This window comes from Gilliamella sp. Occ4-3, assembly GCF_001690675.1.
In the GTDB taxonomy this organism is placed as follows: Bacteria; Pseudomonadota; Gammaproteobacteria; order Enterobacterales; family Orbaceae; genus Gilliamella; species Gilliamella bombi.
In genome coordinates this window covers 89,276-111,525 of sequence record NZ_LZHR01000073.1, presented here as the reverse complement: position 1 = coordinate 111,525, position 22,250 = coordinate 89,276, and the positions used below count along the sequence as shown (strand labels likewise).

Annotated in this window: 16 protein-coding genes and 1 pseudogene; 8 read left to right on the top strand and 9 right to left on the bottom strand. The window is 36.4% G+C overall.

Translation table 11 applies throughout. From position 1 onward, the window contains the following. The gene (gene lptB, locus A9G44_RS08400; RefSeq protein ID WP_034913235.1) at positions 1–726 is read left to right on the top strand and encodes an LPS export ABC transporter ATP-binding protein; all 726 of its coding nucleotides are present in this window, start codon (positions 1–3) and stop codon (positions 724–726) included. Next, a complete protein-coding gene (locus A9G44_RS08395; RefSeq protein ID WP_065610509.1) occupies positions 726–2,141 on the top strand; it encodes an RNA polymerase factor sigma-54 in 1,416 nt (471 codons plus the stop codon). The genes lptB and A9G44_RS08395 overlap by 1 nt, the downstream gene beginning before the upstream one ends. 72 nt (positions 2,142–2,213) lie before the next feature. On the opposite strand, the gene leuD is transcribed toward A9G44_RS08395, so the two are convergent. The 4 genes from leuD to leuA all read right to left on the bottom strand — a co-directional run bounded on the left by leuD (position 2,214) and on the right by leuA (position 7,081). Further along, complete coding sequence (gene leuD / locus A9G44_RS08390) at positions 2,214–2,816, bottom strand: 3-isopropylmalate dehydratase small subunit (RefSeq protein ID WP_065610387.1); 603 nt, start codon at positions 2,814–2,816, stop codon at positions 2,214–2,216. A 13-nt stretch (positions 2,817–2,829) separates the two neighbouring features. Continuing rightward, complete coding sequence (gene leuC / locus A9G44_RS08385; RefSeq protein ID WP_065610385.1) at positions 2,830–4,230, bottom strand: 3-isopropylmalate dehydratase large subunit; 1,401 nt, start codon at positions 4,228–4,230, stop codon at positions 2,830–2,832. A 156-nt stretch (positions 4,231–4,386) separates the two neighbouring features. Continuing rightward, positions 4,387–5,466, bottom strand: coding sequence for a 3-isopropylmalate dehydrogenase (gene leuB, locus A9G44_RS08380; protein WP_034913242.1), 1,080 nt, complete (start codon positions 5,464–5,466; stop codon positions 4,387–4,389). 67 nt (positions 5,467–5,533) lie between these two features. Then, positions 5,534–7,081 (bottom strand): 2-isopropylmalate synthase, encoded by a 1,548-nt coding sequence (leuA, locus tag A9G44_RS08375; protein WP_065610383.1) that lies wholly within the window; start codon positions 7,079–7,081, stop codon positions 5,534–5,536. Between the two features lie 439 nt (positions 7,082–7,520). On the opposite strand from leuA, the gene nfsB reads away from it, so the two are divergent. The 4 genes from nfsB (at position 7,521) to ettA (ending at position 14,776) form a co-directional block, all read left to right on the top strand. After that, positions 7,521–8,165, top strand: coding sequence for an oxygen-insensitive NAD(P)H nitroreductase (nfsB, locus tag A9G44_RS08370; RefSeq protein WP_065574815.1), 645 nt, complete (start codon positions 7,521–7,523; stop codon positions 8,163–8,165). 953 nt (positions 8,166–9,118) lie between these two features. Beyond that, positions 9,119–10,153 (top strand): hypothetical protein, encoded by a 1,035-nt coding sequence (locus A9G44_RS08365; protein WP_143426353.1) that lies wholly within the window; start codon positions 9,119–9,121, stop codon positions 10,151–10,153. A 407-nt stretch (positions 10,154–10,560) separates the two neighbouring features. Further along, on the top strand, positions 10,561–12,192 hold the full coding sequence (locus tag A9G44_RS08360; RefSeq protein WP_143426352.1) for a hypothetical protein: 1,632 nt from the start codon (positions 10,561–10,563) through the stop codon (positions 12,190–12,192). A 916-nt stretch (positions 12,193–13,108) separates the two neighbouring features. Continuing rightward, positions 13,109–14,776 carry an energy-dependent translational throttle protein EttA gene (ettA, locus tag A9G44_RS08355; RefSeq protein WP_065568785.1) on the top strand — a complete coding sequence of 556 codons (1,668 nt, stop codon included), beginning with the start codon at positions 13,109–13,111 and terminating at the stop codon, positions 14,774–14,776. A 92-nt stretch (positions 14,777–14,868) separates the two neighbouring features. Here the strand turns inward: ettA and A9G44_RS08350 are convergent, their stop codons facing one another. From A9G44_RS08350 to A9G44_RS08335, 5 genes are all read right to left on the bottom strand, one after another. Beyond that, positions 14,869–16,497 carry a DUF2813 domain-containing protein gene (locus A9G44_RS08350; protein WP_065610377.1) on the bottom strand — a complete coding sequence of 543 codons (1,629 nt, stop codon included), beginning with the start codon at positions 16,495–16,497 and terminating at the stop codon, positions 14,869–14,871. A 15-nt stretch (positions 16,498–16,512) separates the two neighbouring features. Further along, complete coding sequence (gene rfaP / locus A9G44_RS08345) at positions 16,513–17,316, bottom strand: lipopolysaccharide core heptose(I) kinase RfaP (RefSeq protein ID WP_065610375.1); 804 nt, start codon at positions 17,314–17,316, stop codon at positions 16,513–16,515. Continuing rightward, complete coding sequence (locus A9G44_RS08340) at positions 17,309–18,433, bottom strand: glycosyltransferase family 4 protein (RefSeq protein WP_065610373.1); 1,125 nt, start codon at positions 18,431–18,433, stop codon at positions 17,309–17,311. Before A9G44_RS08340 ends, rfaP begins: the two co-directional genes overlap by 8 nt. 240 nt (positions 18,434–18,673) lie before the next feature. Continuing rightward, complete coding sequence (locus A9G44_RS13120; protein WP_176701131.1) at positions 18,674–18,958, bottom strand: DUF2645 family protein; 285 nt, start codon at positions 18,956–18,958, stop codon at positions 18,674–18,676. A gap of 15 nt (positions 18,959–18,973) precedes the next feature. After that, positions 18,974–19,900: a TIGR01212 family radical SAM protein gene (locus A9G44_RS08335; RefSeq protein WP_065610507.1), complete on the bottom strand. Its 927-nt coding sequence runs from the start codon at positions 19,898–19,900 to the stop codon at positions 18,974–18,976. Positions 19,901–20,121: 221 nt separating this feature from the next. On the opposite strand from A9G44_RS08335, the pseudogene glyA reads away from it, so the two are divergent. Together glyA and A9G44_RS08330 are read left to right on the top strand one after the other, a co-directional pair. Further along, a pseudogene (gene glyA / locus A9G44_RS13115) lies at positions 20,122–20,253 on the top strand (serine hydroxymethyltransferase); the annotation flags it as partial. A 287-nt stretch (positions 20,254–20,540) separates the two neighbouring features. Beyond that, positions 20,541–21,956, top strand: coding sequence for a hypothetical protein (locus A9G44_RS08330; protein ID WP_143426351.1), 1,416 nt, complete (start codon positions 20,541–20,543; stop codon positions 21,954–21,956). Positions 21,957–22,250 lie beyond the last annotated feature (294 nt).

Genomic DNA, 22,250 nt, shown 5'->3' with positions numbered 1-22,250 from the left:
ATGTCAATTTTAAAAGCGGAAAATCTGGCCAAAGTATACAAAAAAAGACGAGTTGTTGAAGATGTAAGTTTAACTGTCAACTCAGGCGAAATTGTTGGATTATTGGGCCCCAATGGTGCGGGTAAAACGACTACTTTTTATATGGTGGTTGGTATAGTGACATTAAATGCAGGTAAAATTTACCTTGATGATCATGATATCAGCATTTTACCTTTACATGAGCGAGCTCAAAAAGGTATTGGCTATTTACCACAAGAAGCGTCTATTTTCAGAAAATTGTCTGTTATAGATAACATTATGGCAATTTTAGAAACGCGTAAAGATATTGATAAAAATGAGAAAATCGATCGTGCCGAAGAATTACTTGAAGAGTTCCATATTTCTCATATTCGTGACAGTATAGGACAATCTCTATCAGGTGGAGAAAGACGTCGAGTAGAAATAGCAAGAGCGTTAGCAGCTAATCCTAAATTTATTTTACTTGATGAACCTTTTGCTGGTGTTGATCCAATTTCGGTGATAGATATCAAAAATATTATTAAGCATCTACGTGATCGAGGGTTGGGTGTATTAATAACCGATCATAATGTACGTGAAACGTTAGATGTTTGCGAACGTGCTTACATTGTTAATAAAGGACATTTAATTGCTGAAGGTTCACCAAATGACATCTTAAGTAACGAATATGTAAAACGCGTTTACTTAGGAAACGAGTTCAGATTATGATGAAAACCAGTTTACAACTGAAAGTCTCTCAACAATTATCCATGACGCCACAATTACAATTGGCGATTAAACTACTACAGTTGTCAACTTTAGAACTCCAACAAGAAATACAAACTGCGCTTGAAAACAATCCATTGCTTGAAGTTGATGATCAATATGACGAAGTGCACGTTAAACAAAACGATGAAGCAGAAAATATTGATACGCGTGAGGCTTTAGATAGCAAAGAGATTCCCGATGATATTCCACTGGATGCATCTTTAGATGATATTTATAGTGCAGGAACTCCATCTGGAACTAACTCAGATTATTGTAATGACGAATTGCCTATCTATCAAGGTGAAACTCACGAAACATTACATGATTATCTAGAATGGCAACTTGAACTAACACCCTTTAGCGATACTGATAGGGCGATAGCAGTATCTATTATTGAAGCTATAGATGAGAGAGGCTATTTAACAGTTTCAACAGAAGAAATACTTGAAGAGCAAGGTAATGATGAAATTGAAATTGCCGAAGTTGAAGCAGTATTGAAACGAATATGGAATTTTGATCCTATCGGTGTTGGTGCCAGATCGTTGCAAGAGTGTTTGTCTATTCAAATTCAACATTTAGATACTCCACCGTTAGTTAAACAAATTATTGATAATTATTTAGAATTATTAGCCATACGCGATTATAGAAACTTAAAAAAAGTGTTAAATACAACAGATGAACAATTAAAAGAGGCTGTTGATTTTATACAACGTTTACAACCTTATCCCGGCGATTTGGTTAATACTGCTTCTCCAGACTATGTCATACCTGATGTCATGGTAAAAAAGGTACAAGGAAAATGGGTTGTGTATTTAAATAGCGATACAGTTCCATCTTTACGTATTAACCAGCAATACGCCGATATGGCAAAATTAGCAAATGAAAGTGATGGGCAATATATTAGATCTCATCTGCAAGATGCTAATTGGTTTATTAAAAGCATCGAAAACCGTAACGAAACCTTATTAAAAGTCAGCCAATTTATTGTTGAGCATCAGCAAGCCTTTTTTGAACACGGTGCTGAATACATGAAACCAATGATTTTGTCTGATGTTGCAACGGCAATTGATATGCATGAATCGACCATTTCTCGTGTAACAACTCAAAAATATCTGCATTGTCCAAGCGGAATTTATGAACTTAAATTCTTTTTCTCAAGTCATGTTAATAATGATTCAGGTGGTGAGGTTTCATCTACAGCTATCCAAGCATTAATTAAAAAATATATATCGGCAGAAAATAGTAAAAAGCCATTAAGTGATAGTAAATTAGTTTCGATGCTTGAAGAACAAGGTATTATTATTGCACGTCGCACCGTAGCAAAATACCGTGAAGCCTTATCAATTCCACCATCAAGCCAACGTAAACAGCTTTAAATTTGAATTCAAATTTTTTGGATATATATCGCTTATTTTAATCATGGGCGCAATTTGCGCCCTTTAATAAAATTAAGCTAAAAAGCTTGGGATTTTATGTTCAAAGTCGCTAATCGCTTCTTCATGTTGTAAGGTTAAACCAATATTATCTAACCCATTTAACAAGCAATGACGTTTAAAAGCATCAATTTTAAATGAATATTGCTTATCGCCGGCAATGACCACTTCATTAACTAAATCGATGGTAAATTCAATGCCTTCATTGGCTTCGACAATTTTAAATAACTCATCGATATCCTCTTCGGATAAATTGACCAACAATAACTGATTATTAAATGAGTTATTGTAAAAAATATCGGCAAAACTTGAACCAATAATAGTTTTAAACCCATAATCAGCAAGCGCCCAAGGGGCATGTTCACGTGATGATCCACAACCAAAATTTTCACGCGTAAGCAAAATGCTAGCACCTTTGTAGCGTGGTTTATTTAAAACAAACTCAGGATTAGGCTGCTCGCCAGCATCATCTAAAAAGCGCCATTCATGAAAAGCATGTTTACCAAATCCAGTGCGTGTTACTTTCTGTAAAAACTGTTTAGGAATGATTGCATCTGTATCAACATTAGCCGCATCCAAGGGAACGACTAGCCCAGTATGTTTTGTAAATTTTGCCATGACAAGTCTCTCCTTAAAATGGTTTGCGAATATCTGTAAAATGACCAGTAATAGCTGCGGCTGCTGCCATAGCAGGACTAACTAAATGTGTTCTAGCATCACGTCCTTGGCGACCTTCAAAATTACGGTTGCTAGTTGATGCACAGCGATCTCCCGGTGCTAATTTATCATCGTTCATTGCAAGACACATAGAGCAACCCGGTAAGCGCCATTCAAATCCTGCATCAATAAAAATCTTATCTAATCCTTCGGCTTCAGCTTGTTCTTTCACTGGTCCTGAACCGGGTACAACTAATGCTTGTACACCATCAGCCACTTTGCGGCCTTTAGCAATTTGCGCAGCAGCTCGTAAATCTTCTATACGTGAGTTTGTACAAGAACCAATAAACACTTTATTGATCTTAATATCAGTCATTTTGGTGCCAGCGGTTAATCCCATATAAGTTAATGCACGCTCTGCAGAGTGTTTTTCAATAGGATCAGCAAAATCATTAGGATTCGGTACTGTTGCATTAATTGAAGTTACTTGACCAGGGTTCGTTCCCCAAGTAACTTGTGGTGCGATATCTTTACCTTCTAACGTCACAACTGTATCAAAATGTGCACCTTCGTCGGTTTTTAGTGTTTTCCAATAAGCCACCGCTTTGTCGAAGTCTTCACCTTTTGGTGAAAATTGGCGATCTTTTAAGTACTCAAAAGTGACTTCATCAGGTGCAATTATGCCAGCTTTAGCTCCCATTTCAATTGCCATATTACACAACGTCATGCGTCCTTCCATTGATAATGATTTAATAGCATCACCACAAAATTCAACTACATGACCTGTACCGCCAGCACTGGTTGTTTTGCCAATGATAGCTAAAATAATATCCTTAGCGGTAATGCCATCAGCAACATGTCCTTTAACTTCAATTTTCATAGTTTTAGCTCGACCTTGTTTTAAGGTTTGAGTAGCTAACACATGCTCAACTTCGGAAGTACCAATACCAAAAGCTAATGCACCAAATGCGCCATGTGTTGCTGTGTGCGAATCACCACACACAATAGTCATACCCGGTAAAGTCATACCTTGCTCAGGACCGACTACATGGACAATACCACGTAATGGGCTTTGTAAATCATATAACGAAACACCAAACTCTTTGGCATTTTTTGCCAGTTCAGTTAATTGAATGCGAGCCATTTCGCTACAGGCACTTAAATCATTACTTTTGGTTGAAGTGTTATGATCCATAGTTGCAAAAGTCTTATTGGGCTGGCGAACTTTACGATTCATTGCACGTAAGCCATCAAAGGCTTGTGGAGACGTGACTTCATGAACTAAATGACGATCGATATATAAAATAGGCGTTTCATTTGGAGCCTCATAAACGACATGCGCATCAAATAATTTCTGATACAGTGTTTTTGACATTGCAGATTCCTTATTATTTTTTACAACTGGTATTAGTTTTAAACTTTGACATTATTTACTAATACTATAATTAATTGAATTAAAAAGGATACAAGGAGCAGTTTATTTTGCATACTTGAGTATCCCTTTACTACACATTTAACATAGCTAATTCAATTAAATAAGCTTACAAATAATGTCTCCCATTTCATCAGTTGAAACGGCTTGTTCTTTTTGTGCAAGATCGATAGTACGATAGCCTTGCTCTAATGCTTTATTTACTGCTGTTTCGATAGCTGAGGCAATATCATCACGTTTAAAGCTATAACGGACTAACAAGGCTAATGACAAAATTTGTGCAGCTGGATTAGCAATATTTTTGCCAGCAATGTCAGGTGCGCTACCACCAGCAGGTTCATATAAGCCAAAGCCTTGTTCATTAAGACTAGCAGAAGGCAACATGCCCATTGAACCAGTTATCATGGCACATTCATCGGATAATATATCCCCAAATAGATTTGAGCATAAAATAACATCGAATTGAGACGGATCTTTAACAAGTTGCATTGTGGCATTATCGATATACATATGCTCAAGTTCAATATCAGGATAGTTTTTAGCTACTTCATTGACCACCTCGCGCCACAAAATTGAGGTTTGTAAAACGTTGGCTTTATCAATTGAAGTTACTTTTTTGCGACGTAACCGTGCAGCTTCAAACCCCATTTTTGCAATACGTTCTATCTCAAAACGATGATAAACTTCAGTATCAAATGCTTTTTCTTGAGCACCACTACCTTCACGTCCTTTAGGTAATCCAAAATAAATACCGCCAGTTAATTCGCGCATACATAAAATATCAAATCCACGCTCAGCAATATCGGTGCGTAATGGGCAAAGATCTTCTAAGCCTTGATATAAACGAGCAGGGCGCATATTAGCAAATAATTTGAAGTGTTTACGTAGTGGCAATAACGCACCACGTTCAGGTTGCTTTTCAGGTGGTAAATTAGACCATTTAGGACCACCCACTGAACCAAATAAAATAGCGTCAGCTTTTTCACAGCCTTCAAGTGTTTCATTAGGTAATGGGCAACCATGAATATCAATTGCTGCACCACCCACATCATATTCACTAGTAGTAATAGAAAGTTGATATTTTTGGCGGATAACATCTAATACTTTATAGGCTTGTCTCATTACTTCAGGGCCAATACCGTCGCCGGGAAGTACTGCAATATGGTAGTTTTGTGACATTTTTTATTCCTTTACAATCTAAATTAATTTTCATGTTTTGCTGTTAAACGGCAAAACAAATTATTTTTTAGTCATGATGTAATTTTTGTTTTTCTTGTGCAACTTGATTTGCTCTATACACATTATTCAATACATTAATTAAAGCTAAAGCCGATGAGTGAACAATATCAGTTGCAAGCCCCACACCATGGAACTTACGACCTTTATATTCGGCAACAATATCAACTTGTCCTAAAGCATTTTCACCTTGTCCTTTAGAAGCTAATTGATATTTTACAATCGAAATAGGTTCGCCAGTAATACGGTTGATAGCTTGATAAACAGCATCAACAGGACCGTTACCCGTTGCAGCATCAGAATACTTTTTATCACCAATTAACAAGCTAACCGAAGCGGTTGAAACAACCGTCGAACCTGATTGAACATTAAAATAATCCAAAACATAATGTTCTTTTTCATCTTTTAATTGATTGATAAATATTAATGCCTCTAAATCATAATCGAATACTTGGCCTTTTTTATCAGCTAATTCTAAAAATGCCTCATAGACTTGATCTAAGTTATAATCTTTATCGTGATAACCAAGTTCTTCTAAACGATGTTTAACGGCGGCTCGTCCTGAGCGAGAGGTTAAATTTAATTGGATTTGATTTAATCCGATTGATTCAGGGGTCATAATTTCATAAGTTTCACGATTTTTTAAAACCCCATCTTGATGAATTCCTGAGGAGTGGGCAAAAGCGTTACTACCAATAATTGCTTTATTACCTGGAATTGGCATGTTAGTAATTTGGCTAACAATTTGGCTGGTACGATAAATCTCTTGGTGATTGATATTTGTGTAAACATTTAAGATATTTTGACGAACTTTAATCGCCATAATAACTTCTTCAAGTGCGGTATTACCCGCACGTTCGCCTAAACCATTCATCGCACCTTCAATTTGCCGAGCACCTTCTTGAACCGCGCTAATCGAGTTAGCCACCGACATGCCCAAGTCATCATGACAATGAACAGAGATAATCGCTTGATCAATGTTCGGGACACGTTCAAATAGGGTACGAATAATGCCACCAAATTGATAAGGGACAGTATAACCGACAGTATCTGGAATATTGATCGTTCTTGCCCCTGCTTTAATTGCTGCTTCAACGATACGACATAAGTTATCAATTGGGGTACGGCCTGCATCTTCACAAGAAAACTCCACATCATTAGTATAATTACGTGCACGTTTAATACAGTGCACAGCTCTTTCAATGACATCATCAAATGTCATTTTTAATTTATCCTTAACATGTAAGGTTGATGTTGCCATAAAAGTATGAATTCGAAACTGATCTGCAACTTTTAATGCCTCGGCAGCAACATCAATATCTTTATCAACACAACGAGACAATGCACAAACACAGCTATCTTTAATGGTCTTAGCAATCGTTTGAACTGATTCAAAATCACCGGGAGATGAAACAGGAAAGCCAACTTCCATCACATCGACCCGCATTCGCTCCAAAGCAAGCGCTATTTGTAACTTTTCTTTAACGCTCAAACTTGCTTGTAATGCTTGTTCACCATCGCGTAACGTTGTATCAAAAATAATGACTTGATCGTTCATTGTTTTTCCTTTTATATATTTTAGCGCTATCTCGGTATTTCAAGTTAAAAAAACAAAAAACCCGCACTTTAGCGCGGGTTCTTGTTAATTTGTTGAGTTGTTTATTTAACTACTTCTTTTTACTCCACACACAAGCTATCCGCGCAAATTGATGCGAGGAGGAGGCTGAGGTCGAGTGATAAATAGTTAACAAACATAAAAATCTCTATTTGAATTGTAATTAATACTGTCTAAAACTGATGTTATTTTTACCAAATGATATTAGTGGTGTCAATGATTATTTGTAACCAATCTTAATATGTTCTATTTTTATTAAAATAAAGTACTCAATACTAATTAAGGATTGCTTTACTATTTGACAAATCTATTAAAATAATAAGTTGAGACATAATAAAACCGAATTATAATGGTGAAAAGAATAACTCGCGAGGGCATAATAATGAACATAGTTGATATTTCTCAAAAACGCTACACTACCAAACATTATGATCCAACAAAAAAAATTCCTGCCGATAAGATTGAACAATTATTAACGGTTTTAAGAAACAGTCCATCATCAGTTAACTCACAACCATGGCATTTTTATGTTATTGATAACGACGAGGCAAAGAATAAAATTTTACCAGCTATACTTGAATTTAATCAACCAAGGGTGACTGGCGCTTCGCATACGATTGTCTTTTGTATTAAAACACCATTAGACGACGCCCATTTAGTTAATCTACTCAATCAAGAAGATAAAGACGGTAGATATCCTTCAGCCGATCTTAAACAAGCACAAGATCAAGGTCGTCGGCACTTTGTAAAGCTCAATAGTGCAACCATTGAATCGCAACAATGTTGGGAAAGTAAACAAGCTTATCTTGCATTGGGGCAACTGCTTTTTGCAGCAGCAACAATTGGTATTGATTCAACGGCTATTGAAGGATATGATGCCCAAAAAATGGACGATATCTTAGATCTCAAAAGCAAAGGACTTAAAAGTATTGTTGTTGCTACATTAGGCTATCGAGCCGAAAATGACGGCAATGCGCATCGACCAAAATCACGCTTACCTAAAGAGCAACTTTTTACGTTTTTATAAAATAACGAGCAATATTCTCTGTATGAATTAAGATAAATATAGAGGATATTTTTTGAACTATGATAAGTTTAATTGTAGGAAAACATTAAGTTGTTTATACCTCATGTGTAGGACTTACTCGCATTATTTACAGTAAATCTGAGAAAATGTGGTAATGAATATACGTAAAACAAAATTAACGCCTTATCACAGACAAGAGATATGGCGTTTATATCATAAAGAAAAATAACCATCACTGATTTGGCTAAGCGCTTTATGGTCAATCGCCCGACCATTTATAGCGTGCTAAAAAAGCCTGATTGAAGCTGTTTGTGCCTTTAACCAGCAAGAACAAACGTTATAAAACGATTAGTTATGGTATTAAACGCCTAGTTAAAGTTGAAAAGTCCATTGAAGATAAATTAAGGCGACAAGCTAAATTCTAGAACAAAACCAACCCTGACGAAATGTTATATGTCGGCACCAAATATTTACCTTTACCTAAAAACAAAATAAAAACCTCAATTAAATCAATAGTTTACCTGAACGATTTAGAGTAAAAAAACTCAACACTATATATGCTTGTTTTTTTGCGGTGTCAAAATACGCTAATGACAGAACTAGGGTCGCCGCCAAACAGGACTATTTCATTTGTATGTTTTTTACAAAAATCCACCAAAAAACTAGCCAACTATTTTTTTAACGGCTATACTTTTACGGTTATAGGAAAACAAGCTTATTAAATAAGCGAATAATTATAAAAAATCCAAATAAAACAAAATATTACTTGACAGGTAGACAATAATGCATTATCATTTCTGGCACAAGGCACAAGGCACAAGCACTGGCAAACCTACGATTTAAATTTATTAAATAATCCTATTCGCCGAGTTTTTGCACGAAACTCATTTATATTTTCCAAATTATCTCTCAAATTATCCCGAAAACTCTTGTTAGTGTTGGGCGTGTTATTATTGCCATATTCATGGAGTTTAGAAGCATTAACTAGTAAAAATGGTCGCGTAAAAAATCATCGTAGTGATGCCATAATATTACCGTCGTTCGAAAACCCGTGTCTAAAATATGGTACAGACGGAGATGCAGGTTCAGTTGATTTATGGATATGGATATCGAATCCTGATTATTTTGAACCAAGTGCGCCATTGGTTTGTTATGCTCAACCTAATTTATCAAACGATTCCAGTAATAATACTGAATACAAAGATTTAGATGGTCCAGATTGGGTAAAAGGAAAAGGATTTGTACCACAAGATATAAACAATCCACAACGTAATTTCCCATCGACAGGAACAAATAATGTTTATTTTTATTTATTATTAGCAAATGTAACGCCCGAAGAGATTATCTCAGCTAATGGCGCTAGAGTATTCCCTGAGTCAGGGAGTGGAGTTAGTTTAGCTTTATCATCTGGACGAACACCAGGTTGGGGAAAAGGCTCACGAGATGTAGCTTTAAAGATAGTACTAAAAGGGCCAGTAAACCGTAGTGCTAATAAAAATTTTAGCCCCTCTACATTTAAGCTTTATTCAGATAGAGCCAAAAGTAAAGTTTTGTATAGTTTTAAAATTGAAAGATGGTATATAGCCCAAGGGGCTAATATTAATGCATCTGTGCAAGATGCAAAAAATTACTGTAACCGAATTGGATACCGAATGCCAAGTGTTGCAGATTATACTAATGCAAATAATGATAATATTTGGACTGGAGGTATTCCGGGAAGAAATATCAATGGTTATCGCCGTCAATTAAGTTATCGCGGCGGTAATGGCAAGTGGATTGGTGGGCTATTTAATGAATGGGGAACCTTATTTAACAATCCTAATCACTATTTAGGTCTTGATGACTGGGAAACTAGTCATCCTCAAGATTGGTATTGGGCAATTGATACATACAAAGGAGAACCAATTCGAATCGATTTGGGGGATGGAGATTTATATGATTCTAAATCAACTAATAATAAACTTAGAGCTGCTTGTGTCAAGCCGTAGTTAAATTTGTTTTATTTGTTCAGCAAATAGTTTGATTCTGTAACTTTTTGAAGTTACAGAGGTTATTACGAGTAAGTTAATTATAGAACTTACTCGCATTGTTTACCGTAATGGTATGTCCCCACTTTTTAGTACCAAAAAGATAAGGTTAACGATTTTGATACCTAATATTTAAAACCATAAAATCAGTCTGCTTTTTATTATTCAATATAATTTTCATATGGTTATATATTATTTTTAATAATCAGATTCATCTAATCAGATGTTTACAAAACTTAACAAAAAAGTTGTTTTTTTGCATAAAATTAACATTATATAATAAATATGATCAGGTTTGTGTTTTATCAGTAGTCATGATTTGGATGCAAATGATTTTTTATAGGAAAAAGTAATTAAAAATGGGAATTATGGATAATAAAATATACAAAAGCAATAAGTTAGCCTTTGAACAACCTCGAATGTTTATTTTAAAAATAGCTAAGGATTTTGGCCAAATTTTTCGAATTATATCGTCAAGTTTACATGTTAAACATTATGCTTATGGAACTATAATTGCTACGTTGGGTATAATGATATCGGGTAATGTTATTGCCTTATCCGCAACCACAACAAAGGTGATTGAAGGGAGTGCGCCTTATCTACAATTTAAAACGTCTCAGAATGATCAACTCGGTAATAAACTAAAAAATTTAGATGAGTTGCTAGGTTTTATGATGCCAAGTCAAGAAAGCACTGGCGAACTAATACAAATTGGAGTTAATGATTCAATCTCCAATGGAGGTAAACCGTTAACAGTCCCTTTTGGTACAAAGTTTTCAGATGTTATTGCTTTGGTTACTGCTGATGGAAAAGAACATACAATTTCTAACTTGCAAGTGGCGGATGATGATGGTGATGCTTCAATTACTGATAATTTTACCGTCGGTGGTACGTTAACTGCAACTTGGAAAGATGGTTCTCAAGTTGTGAGTGATTTACATCAGGAGTTGACACTATGTGGGGGGCCTTATACTTTAGAGTTGAGTGCACAAGATATCGCCGCAACGACTAAGTATGGCATTCCCAATAAAAATTATTATGGTAGTAAATCCAAAATAACTTACCAATTTATGCTTTCAGGTGGTCCAAAATTGTGCTACGCTCGGCCAGATGGTCTTGATGTTTATTCAGAGGCTAGTGATATAACTAAATATCCTAAAGGCTATAACTCGGCATTATGGAGTGGTGCTGGTTATAAGGAGGTTAATCGATTTCGTGTAGGATTTATAGCCGAGTCATTTCGACCTATCACTGGTTTCAAAGGGATTAAGTTTGACTTAATAGGTTCAGGGAATGAACAGTCAAAATACCGTTGTAGACTTGATGCTAGCAATATCAATAATTGGGTAACTTTATCAGGAAACGGAAATAAAGAATTGGGGAAAGGTTGTCAGGTTGTTTATAATAGTCGTCTTAAACCGAAGACTCCATTAACCATTAATATGGAGTACACAGAAGATAACGGTAACAGTTGGAAAAATATTGGTAAAGTGACTCTTCCGATACCTAAAAAATGGGCAATTCTTATTGATCATAATAAGGATGATACAAGTAAAGGTTTTGTTACATGGACAGGTGGTAGCTACCCGGCGTTTGATGAATGTCGTAAAATTATTGATGGTCATGCAATACCAGCAACAACACGAGAACAAGTTAATGATTTTTCTGACGAGGGAAAATCTTGGCGACAAAAATATATGTATAGAAGGAATGAATTAATTAATTCACTTGATGCTGATTTACCAGAAGGTACTGCTACACTTCCTACACCAAGGACATATAGACCTTCCCGTGATTTAGGTACATTTCTAGGAGAATGGGGAGGCGTCTACCGATATCATAACGGTGGGTCTTTTATTTGGACATCTGAAATGTATCGAGCCGATAAGCCTTTTGCTGTTGATGGATCGCCTCTAAAAAGTTGGATTATTGGTGATCAATATCTCCTCGATAATGCACAGTCCTCTCAAACATTTTGTCGAGGTGAAAATTTACCATAAAAACTTTATAAATCAAATCGATGTTTAAAATAGGATTATTGCTCTGTTTGTTTTATAGCCATTCATTAATTGATGATTATCTTATTGGTTTATGTGTGTCACTCCAAGATTTGAGGATGTTCAGACGTATTAATAATATTTCATTGTTCACAACCCACAGGGTAGTCTGTGTAGCACCTTAAAAGATAGTGAGTAATGAGTAGTATAGTGTTATAAAATAATTACTAAAACCGTAATGGGCAACTAATGTTGTTGTCTATTACGAGTATTTGAAAATGATTATGCTTTTTATAAAGCCTTTTTCTTATAGATATTAAATCTATTTCTTTATTTTTTCCACAACCAGATTAATTAGCGCAAGTCTTATAAAGCTTAACATAAAAGTTATTTTTTACTTCAACGTCGCATTTTATTTTGATCATATTAGTCTTGGATATTTATCAGTCGTTATGGGTTAAATAAATGCTATCAAATTTAAAAGTCATTTTTAAATTGATAGCTAACTAATGAATGGGAAAACGGTTTTTAATGATCAACTGGACTATGACATTATTGAGTTGAGGGATACAAAAATTTCTGGGTATCTCTATTACATGCTAAAGGTTATCTATAAGGGTGTTATGTCTATCTTTTGATTTCCAGAGATGGTGTCGGTATGTGACCCTCTTAAAAGCGTAGGCGTTAGATTAGAAATTATTCCTATTTTTTCACCGTTACCATTATGGTCATTGTGGCGAAGCATGAATATGCATATACAAGTCCTACATTAAGTTTTGTGTATAGCGAATATTGATTTACCTATATTCTCAAAAATAACCCTAGACCCGATGCTCAGAATCATTACAATATATGCCATCAATTATATAGCAACTGATATGGTTTGCTATTTTTAAACAAAATTAACGGATGATGTTTTATGGCGCAATATGTTTATACCATGAATCGCGTAGGGAAGATTGTTCCCCCTAAACGCTATATTTTAAAAGATATTTCTTTAAGTTTTTTTCCAGGTGCAAAAATTGGTGTACTCGGTTTAAATGGAGCGGGTAAATCCACTTTACTACGAATTATGGCGGGTGTTGATACCGAAATTGAAGGCGAAGCACGCCCACAACCTGATATTAAAATTGGTTATTTACCCCAAGAACCGAAATTAGATCCTAAACAAACTGTGCGTGAAGCCATTGAGCAAGCGGTTAGTGAGGCTAAACAAGCATTGGCTCGATTAGATGAAGTATATGCCGCTTATGCTGATCCTGATGCCGATTTTGACAAATTAGCCAAAGAACAAGCAGAGCTTGAAGCCATTATTCAATCGCAAGATGCTCACAATCTGGATAACCAGTTAGAGCGAGCCGCTGACGCACTACGTTTGCCAGATTGGGATGCGAAAATTGAAAATTTATCAGGTGGTGAACGCCGTCGAGTAGCAATTTGTCAATTATTACTTGAAAAGCCTGATATGTTATTAATGGATGAACCGACCAACCACTTGGATGCCGAATCGGTAGCATGGTTAGAACGATTCTTACATGACTACGAAGGTACGGTTGTTGCAGTAACTCACGATCGCTACTTTCTAGACAACGTTGCAGGTTGGATTTTAGAGCTTGACCGTGGTGAGGGTATTCCATGGGAAGGCAACTATTCATCTTGGCTTGAACAAAAAGATCAGCGTTTAGCACAAGAAGCCTCGACCGAATCGGCACGTCGTAAATCGATCGAAAAAGAACTCGAGTGGGTACGACAAAATCCAAAAGGTCGCCAAGCAAAAAGCAAAGCCCGTCTAGCTCGCTTTGAAGAACTCAACAGTAACGATTACCAAAAACGTAACGAAACTAACGAGCTCTTTATTCCAGCTGGACAACGTTTAGGCGATAAAGTGATTGAAGTAAGCAACCTAACTAAATCGTATGGCGATCGTGTGCTGATTGATAACTTATCTTTTAGTATTCCTAAAGGGGCAATTGTTGGCATTATTGGTCCAAATGGAGCAGGGAAATCAACACTATTTAGAATGCTATCAGGCAAAGAACAACCTGATACAGGTACGATTACTTTAGGTGAAACAGTGCAACTTGCATCAGTTGATCAGTTCCGTGACAGTATGGACGACAAAAAAACAGTTTGGGACGAAATTTCAAACGGTCAAGATATTATGCGTATTGGCAATTTTGAAATACCAAGTCGTGCTTATGTTGGTCGTTTTAACTTTAAAGGTGTTGATCAGCAAAAGCGTGTAGGTGAACTTTCAGGTGGTGAACGTGGGCGTGTACATTTAGCTAAATTATTGCAAGTGGGTGGTAATGTATTACTACTCGATGAACCAACCAATGATTTAGATGTTGAAACGCTACGTGCGCTTGAAAACGCATTATTAGAGTTTCCGGGTTGTGCTTTAGTGATTTCCCATGACCGTTGGTTTTTAGATCGTATTGCGACCCATATTTTGGATTATCAAGACGAAGGACATGTTGAATTCTTTGAAGGTAACTTTACCGAATACGAAGAATGGAAAAAACGCACATTGGGTGCTGAAGCATTAGAGCCTAAACGTGCTAAATATAAACGAATCTCCAAATAGAATTAATTTTTATTTTATTCCGCCGATTTATATTGGCGGAATAGTTTTATCTTCTTGATAGCGATTTTAAATATTTTTCAAAATGTAATTATCTAAACTAACCTTTTAGATGAACTAATAATTCTCGAAAAAGTATCCATTAGCAAACGCGGTATAGCGTTTATACCACGTGATTTTGCATCATCACAAATGGCAATCGCAAGATCAGGTTTTGAACTTTTATGAATTGCTTTTTGAATAATTTGATGTACAGGCAGATCAATATGCTGTGTTGTATTATAAGCGGCAAGTTTATAGACATGACTAAAACCATGTTTAAATAAAAAGTTTTCAATGTCTCGCGCAGGCAAAACCGTTAAGTAATCATCAGGATTTTTATCTTCACCACATAACGATTTTACCGTATCGGCATATTTTTTACCCGCCATATCCCCATCAGTAATTACATACCAATGAATTCCCATTTTATTGGCATATTTTATAAGCGGTTTTAAACCACACTGAGCAAACTCAATAAGCTGAACTCCCTCTGAACTCAGATGATAACCACTTTGTTCAGCTAGTTCACGTAACAACCACACTTCGGTTTCGCCCTCGACTAACAACCAACATCGTGCAAATAAGGCATTTGATCGGCGATAAAGAATATGAAACGCAATACGGCGACTATCACTAACGCTTAATGAATGAGGTTCAATGTATTTGGCAATAATTTTATCTGGCAGACGAATTAAACGATAAAGGTTTTCTAATGAAAATAACGATACCAGATCACTTGAGTTAGACGTGATAATTTTTTGTGTAGGGAAGTTTTTTAGTAAGCGAAATGCAACTGATAAAATGATTGGATGTAACAAACTTTCAGGCTCTTCTAAAATTAAAATAGGCATTGAACTTTGTGAAAGTGAATAATTCCCTTTAGCATCAATAATAGAGCCGAAAATTCCTAAAAATACCGTTCGTAAATAATCATTATCAAGATTATCCAATACATCATTAATTTGTTCCAAAACATTCCAATCTTCTGATCTTGGTGTACTTTTGGCATTTTTTTGTTTGTAATGATTGCGGTGTGCTTGATCGACAAAATAATACTCTAATAATGAGCGTGCGGCTTGTAGGCCTCGAGCTAATTCATCTTGGGTTAATTCGGCTGAATGGGCTTTTAGTTGGTTTGAAAGTTGGCTAATGTAGTGTTCGGATAATGGTTCGTTAGTAACAGTTAATTGCTCAGGATTAATTGCATTTTTAAGTGTCATTACTGGATTTAGTTTGATTAATGTTGCAATTAATAATTTTTCGTTTTCTATATTAAAGGGATTGCCTTGTGCATTGAGCAATTTATGTTGTGTTATAATTTGGTTATTTTGTTTATTGGCAGAAATTTGATAAGTGATACGATGCAGATTATCTTGGTGTGATTGATACGAAACTGAGCGTAATGGTTGATAATCTTGATTATTTAATTCATGTAAGTGTGATTGGCAATAAGTGATTTTAATAATAATATTATCGCCATAATATTGGTATTGATCATGATAAAAATCGGAATCGACAAATTGGTAAAATGTGTTATCTAGTGATAACAATTGCAAAGCGCTGATTAAACTTGACCGCCCCCAACGATTTTCACCCATTAGTACGCTAGAACTTGCATTTAATTTTAAAGATAGTTGACTAATACCTTTAAATCCGGAAATATCAATTTGTTCAATAAACATAGCGTATCCTTATTGTTAAAGATGATACTTTTCTGTCCTTTTACGAATTCGTTCAACTTTTTGATGCGTGCTAGCTATTAGCTTAGATTCATTGCGCAAAATCGTTTTTAAAGGTTGATTAAAATACACTTTCAAAAAACGCCAAATATCGCGATCGGTTAGCCCAATATTCATGGCTGAAAAATAAAGCCCAATTAAATCTTTATCACGCCAACGCACAGGAACTGTTTTACGGATCTGAGCACGGTGTAAATCAATCACCGATAATTTTATTTGCTGATGATTTTCAAAAAGCGGAATATCAAGCAAAAAGTGACACAAATAACAATCACGATGATTAACCCCAGCAGCATGCATTCGAGCTACCATTTTTGCCAAATAAATAACTAAAGAACGCTTTATATGATAGCTAGGTGGGTTAGTTAACCATGGCTTGGTAAAATCTTCTAAACTCACAGTCGGGTTAAGATCTCTTGTCACAATAAATGAATGACGAGTCAGCGGATTTAGCCCCTTACGACCAAATGCTCGCCCATCCATCGTATTAACGCCAACTTGCTCCAAACGCTCAATCGCATCCCACTCTTGCTTAGCATCTAAAACAGGTAAACGTAACGAAATAAGATTCTTCACAATCTCTTTAATGGTTGTACCACTATGAATTTTAATAAAATACGATTCATCACCAAGCTCAAAATTCAACGTCTTACGTTGCTTAACCGCTCGATAGACTTTGCCTGATATTAACTCAACTTCCGCAAACGGATCTTTATTTTTCCACAAAGCATCAAAAGGGCATTTTAACTTCAACTCATTCATAATGATCACAACCTAAAATAATATCTGCGGCACGCTGGGCTAAATGATATAAATCAGCCGTTTTACCATAATGTATTGCATTGTTGTGCCATGTTAATAACTGATCGTGGTTTGTTATGGCATTTTGCAACGCTTGATTGAGATCTGCTTGTACAAAAGGTTCGGCAAGGATCACCCCAGCATTGGCATCATCAATATGATAAGCATAGCCCGAAATGCTTGACACAATCACCGGCACTCCAGCTGCTAACCCTTCAATAAGCACCATACCAGCTGCTTCTTGTCTTGCTGGGTGCAATAGCAAATCTGCCGCAAATAAAAAGTCAGGGATATCATTACGGCCTGCAAAAAAACGTACTTGATACTCAATGCCGAGTTGCTTAGCCAGTTTTTGATAAGCTTCGGGATTATCCTGCCCCACTACTAAAAAAGTCACTTTTTGTTTTAAATCGCAAGGTAGTGCGGCAATGGCGGTTAAAGAACGATCTACTCCTTTACGCTTAAAATCTGATCCAATTTGCACAATCACAAAATTATGTTCATCAATTTGATTGGCTTGCCTAAATTGCTTACCTTTAGCTAGCGACTCATAATTGTATTGGCGATCTTGCGCAATACCGGGTGGCAATAGGTAAAAGCGTGATGGATCAGTATGATAATGGCGCTCAAAATCACTAATTTGCTGTTTTGTTAGTACCATAACTTTAGTGTGGCTTTGTTGATTAAATACTGCATCTTCAAAAGCTAAATAGTGCTTACAGCGTTTTGACAATTTATACAAAAAGCCCTTGTGTGAAACCTTTTCGGCATAACAAGTATCACCTGCAAAATAAACATCCAAATCAGGCATTTTATTAAAGCCAACTACACAATTAACAGGATTTGCTTGTAAATGAGCCTTCACCCAATAGTAATAAGATTGATTACGGCTATGGTTGGATAAGCCCTTTTTAGGTACCAAAATAATGTCAAACCCACAAGGTACATCGCCTTGCCAATCCATGACATAAACACGAACATTATGTCCTCGATTTTGACAAGCTTTAGCTATTTGCAAAAAATCACGTTGCAAACCACCAAAAGGAAAATATTTATAAATACAAAAAGCCAGTTGCATGCAGATTGCCTCAAGTTTTAAAGGAGTATTATATACTTAGTATTTATTTGGGTGCAAAGTTTGATTTTTATAGACCCAAATTTGCTGTAAAATTTGGGTCACAGTGACAGTTGAATAAGCATACTGTCATTTGTAAAAATAATTCAAGAGTCTATACCATTATAGTTTGGTTTTATTCTTAGTGTGGGTGCGTTACGCTATTGATAATCTCTCAAACTATAATAATTTTAGATGAAATTGTTAGCACCATTGAAAACGTAAAAAGAATGACCAAAAACAATAGAGAATAGCAAGGGACAAATAGATATATCTTATTTTTCTATTTTTTATAAAAAATAAACTCAAAATTAAGGGAATGGTAAGGATAAGAAAAACGTCTTCACTATTTCTTCCACCTAATGGTAACGTGCAAAGGTTGTCTGGATCACCTGTAAAAATCATCCATTCATATTTATTGGTTGAAAATAGATTAATAATTATTAATAAAAAGGCGAAGTGGATAAATGAAAGGATGTCCTTTTTCATAATCATTAAATCCACTTATGATTTAAAAAAGTAACTATCACCAATAGCACTACCTTGAGCGCCAAACTGGCGTAAATTGTGATCAATAGCATTCATCGATTGCCAGTGGTTTTCACACCAATTAGGAGCGAGTAAAGTTGGTTTTCTGGCATTGGCTGATATGCGATGATACAAAATATTTGCGGGAGTTTGCCGAATGATATCGCCAGCAATATCAACATATTCATCTAATGACAATACGGCAAGCCGCCCAGCCCGCCACGCTTTTGCCATAATACTACCTTCAACAATATGTAAAGGATGCAGCTTTAAACCGTCCACGCCACTATCAAGTACACGCTCAAGGGTTATAAAATTATCTTGTTTGGTTTCTTTCGGTAAACCAATAATTAAGTGAGTACAGACCTTAATGCCAAGCTTGCGTGCCTTTTGTACGGTTTGATAATAATCATCAAAAGTATGCCCTCGATTAATATCGTGTAAGGTTTTGTTATGAGCAGTTTGTAAACCAAGTTCTAACCAAACTTCATAGCCATTGGATTGATAATGCGCAAGCAAATCAAGCGCTTCATCAGGAACACAATCAGGGCGAGTACCAACACAAAGCCCAACAATATCTGTACTATTCAGGGCTTCTTCATACATATTTTTTAGAATTTCAACCTCGGCGTAGGTGCTGGTATAAGCCTGAAAATAAGCAAGGTATCGTTTAGATTTTTTCATTTGTTGGGCTTGCGAAGTTAATTGCTCCGAAATTGATTTAACCTGAATAGATTCATCAATGATTGAGGCAACATTACAAAAAGTACAACCACCTTGACCAATAGTGCCATCTCGATTGGGACAGCTAAAGCCACCATGTAAAGTAAGTTTATAGATCTTTTCGCCATAGCGACGTTGTAAATCGGAACCAAATGTATTAACGACTAAATGAAGTTGCATTATAAACCAAATAAGATTTTTAATTATTTTAGCAATATGTCTTGTATTCCATATCTTATCCATAATACTACTTTTCAACAATATATAAATATTTTTTATAACCCAAAAAAAGATTGAAATTGAGCGCTGATTAAGTAAGGGTAACTAGTGTTGTTTTTTACACTGTGATGTGCGGTAAGTTTAAGGCTTGTTGTAATTAATAACTAGGAGTTAACATGTAACTCACCAATAAATATGCTGAAGGTTATTCTGGTAAACGTTATTACAGTGGTTGTGAATATGTTGATGTTGTTGAAAAATTGACAATTGATCGTGCTAAATGTTTCTTTAAATTTATTTACATTTCTTTACAAAAAAGTCCGCCAAAAAACTAGCCAACTATTTTATAAATGGTTATACTTTCATCGCTTTAGAAAGGTAAGCTTATTAAATAAGCGAATAGTTATAAAAAATCTAAATAAAACAAAATATTACTTGACAGGTGGAACAAAATGCAGTACCATTTTAGGCACAAGGCACAAGGCACAAGCACTGGCAAACCTATGTCTTAAGTTTATCAAATAATCCTATTCGACGAGTTTTTACCCGAAACTTATTTATATCATCGAAATTATCCACAAAATTATTTTCAAAAATTCCATTGGCATTAGTGCCGTTGTTGTTATTGCCGTACTCTTTAGAATCGCAGGCATTATCGGCCACGACTTCTGAGCGCATTCACGGTACTGCGCCTTATTTAACCTTTGATGGTGGTGTTACTAAAGTGACTAAAACAGAGGACTTATTAGGTATTAAGTTATCAGATGGTCGAACATTTACATCGCAAAATAATTCTTCATCACCGACAGCGCCAATCAAGTTACCGAATATAGGGGATACTTTGGCTGATATTGAAATGATAGTCCCGCCATCAAGCGACTCAATAAATATAAATGATTTAGTGACCCAAGGTAAATGGGGAGATGATGATGGTGATGGACAGGGTGTAAACGGTGTTGTAGCATCGGGAAGTATATCGGTATCATTTACGGATAAAGATGGTAGTGCCGTTAGTCGTGGTGATGCATTAGATATATGTAAAGCACCTTATAAGGTAACTTTAAGTAGTACTGAAGGGAATTTAGCTACGCAGTATGGTGAGCCAAGAAGTAGTACTTTTAGTGGAGGAACAGCGGAGTATTATATCACTTTACCGTCACCGCCCGTTATTTGTGCGGTCAGGCCGAATTTGTTGTTGGGTGGAACAACTGGCTTGGGTTGGGACGACCAAATCTACGCAGGTCCTGCTAACATATGGGATCCAGCTAAGGGTTTTTTAGTTCAGTCAACAAGTCCATCATCTTACGACAGAAATTTTCCTACTACAGGTTCAGATGGCTTGTATTTTGATTTGGATATAGGTGGGCTTGATGCAAGCCTGTTGGGTTGGACAGTTACCACACGTGGTGATATAACGGCAACGGTGAATTGGAGGTTGCCAGTCTCAGACCAAAATAATTCTGACATTGATAGATGGATTAGGGATAAATCAAAATATGTAACAAGGGTAACGTTGCATGGTCCTAAAGCTGATAGTGCTCAAATAAGTTCAAGTCTTCCAAGTTCACTAGCACGTCCATCTTTTCCACAGACCTTTGAGTTAGTCGGTAGGGATAGAAGTGGTAATGAAGTGAAGTATGGATTTGTCTTAAAGCAGTGGTTCGTTAATCGTGGTGCTCAAAAAACTAACGTTTCTAATCAAACAGCATGGTGTAATAGTTTGGGTTATCGAATGCCTAGGGTAAGTGATTTAACCAATGCGGTCAGAAGAGCTAGTCCTCCTATTTCAGGCGCAGCACCTAGTTCATCAGGTAATTATTACCAGCGTCACATAGGTGCTGGATTTTTCACGGAGTGGGGCAGCATGTACAACTACGCTGATGCGGGCTTCGTCGACGACCTCTACTGGACAAGCGACGCGGCAGGTAGCAATCAGTTTGCTATCACCTCGGGCGACGGCGGCGTCCTCGACGGCAGCGCCAGCTACAGCAATTACGCTGTTTGCACCGCACTTTAGCTTTTAGCGTTTAATTTTTAATCCTTAGGCGCGGGGGGGACGGTGCTTGAGAGGACAATATAGACAAGAATAAAGCCCCCGCGTAAGTTGGGGCGTTTCCCTTAGGGTTGCGCCGTTGTGGCACAGCCACAATAGCGCCGCCCCCCGCCGCCGACGCAGAAAGCGTGGCAGGTAGTCCAGTATTACGCTGTGGCGGTTTAAAGCTGTGGTCTATTTTAGTTCGGCAAGGTTTCGGACGTATTGACCTTTGGGGAATAAAATAGCTATCTTGAATACTTCCTAGCAAGGGGAATT

What these genes read in the sequence shown, in the direction of transcription:
- ettA (WP_065568785.1), top strand. Translation starts at nt 13,109, where the DNA reads ATGGCGCAATATGTTTATACCATGAATCGCGTAGGGAAGATTGTTCCC.
- A9G44_RS08395 (WP_065610509.1), top strand. Translation starts at nt 726, where the DNA reads ATGAAAACCAGTTTACAACTGAAAGTCTCTCAACAATTATCCATGACG.
- lptB (WP_034913235.1), top strand. Translation starts at nt 1, where the DNA reads ATGTCAATTTTAAAAGCGGAAAATCTGGCCAAAGTATACAAAAAAAGA.
- leuB (WP_034913242.1), bottom strand. Translation starts at nt 5,466, where the DNA reads ATGTCACAAAACTACCATATTGCAGTACTTCCCGGCGACGGTATTGGC.
- A9G44_RS08360 (WP_143426352.1), top strand. Translation starts at nt 10,561, where the DNA reads ATGGATAATAAAATATACAAAAGCAATAAGTTAGCCTTTGAACAACCT.
- A9G44_RS08340 (WP_065610373.1), bottom strand. Translation starts at nt 18,433, where the DNA reads ATGCAACTGGCTTTTTGTATTTATAAATATTTTCCTTTTGGTGGTTTG.
- A9G44_RS08335 (WP_065610507.1), bottom strand. Translation starts at nt 19,900, where the DNA reads ATGCAACTTCATTTAGTCGTTAATACATTTGGTTCCGATTTACAACGT.
- leuD (WP_065610387.1), bottom strand. Translation starts at nt 2,816, where the DNA reads ATGGCAAAATTTACAAAACATACTGGGCTAGTCGTTCCCTTGGATGCG.
- rfaP (WP_065610375.1), bottom strand. Translation starts at nt 17,316, where the DNA reads ATGAATGAGTTGAAGTTAAAATGCCCTTTTGATGCTTTGTGGAAAAAT.
- leuA (WP_065610383.1), bottom strand. Translation starts at nt 7,081, where the DNA reads ATGAACGATCAAGTCATTATTTTTGATACAACGTTACGCGATGGTGAA.
- A9G44_RS08350 (WP_065610377.1), bottom strand. Translation starts at nt 16,497, where the DNA reads ATGTTTATTGAACAAATTGATATTTCCGGATTTAAAGGTATTAGTCAA.
- A9G44_RS13120 (WP_176701131.1), bottom strand. Translation starts at nt 18,958, where the DNA reads ATGAAAAAGGACATCCTTTCATTTATCCACTTCGCCTTTTTATTAATA.
- nfsB (WP_065574815.1), top strand. Translation starts at nt 7,521, where the DNA reads ATGAACATAGTTGATATTTCTCAAAAACGCTACACTACCAAACATTAT.
- leuC (WP_065610385.1), bottom strand. Translation starts at nt 4,230, where the DNA reads ATGTCAAAAACACTGTATCAGAAATTATTTGATGCGCATGTCGTTTAT.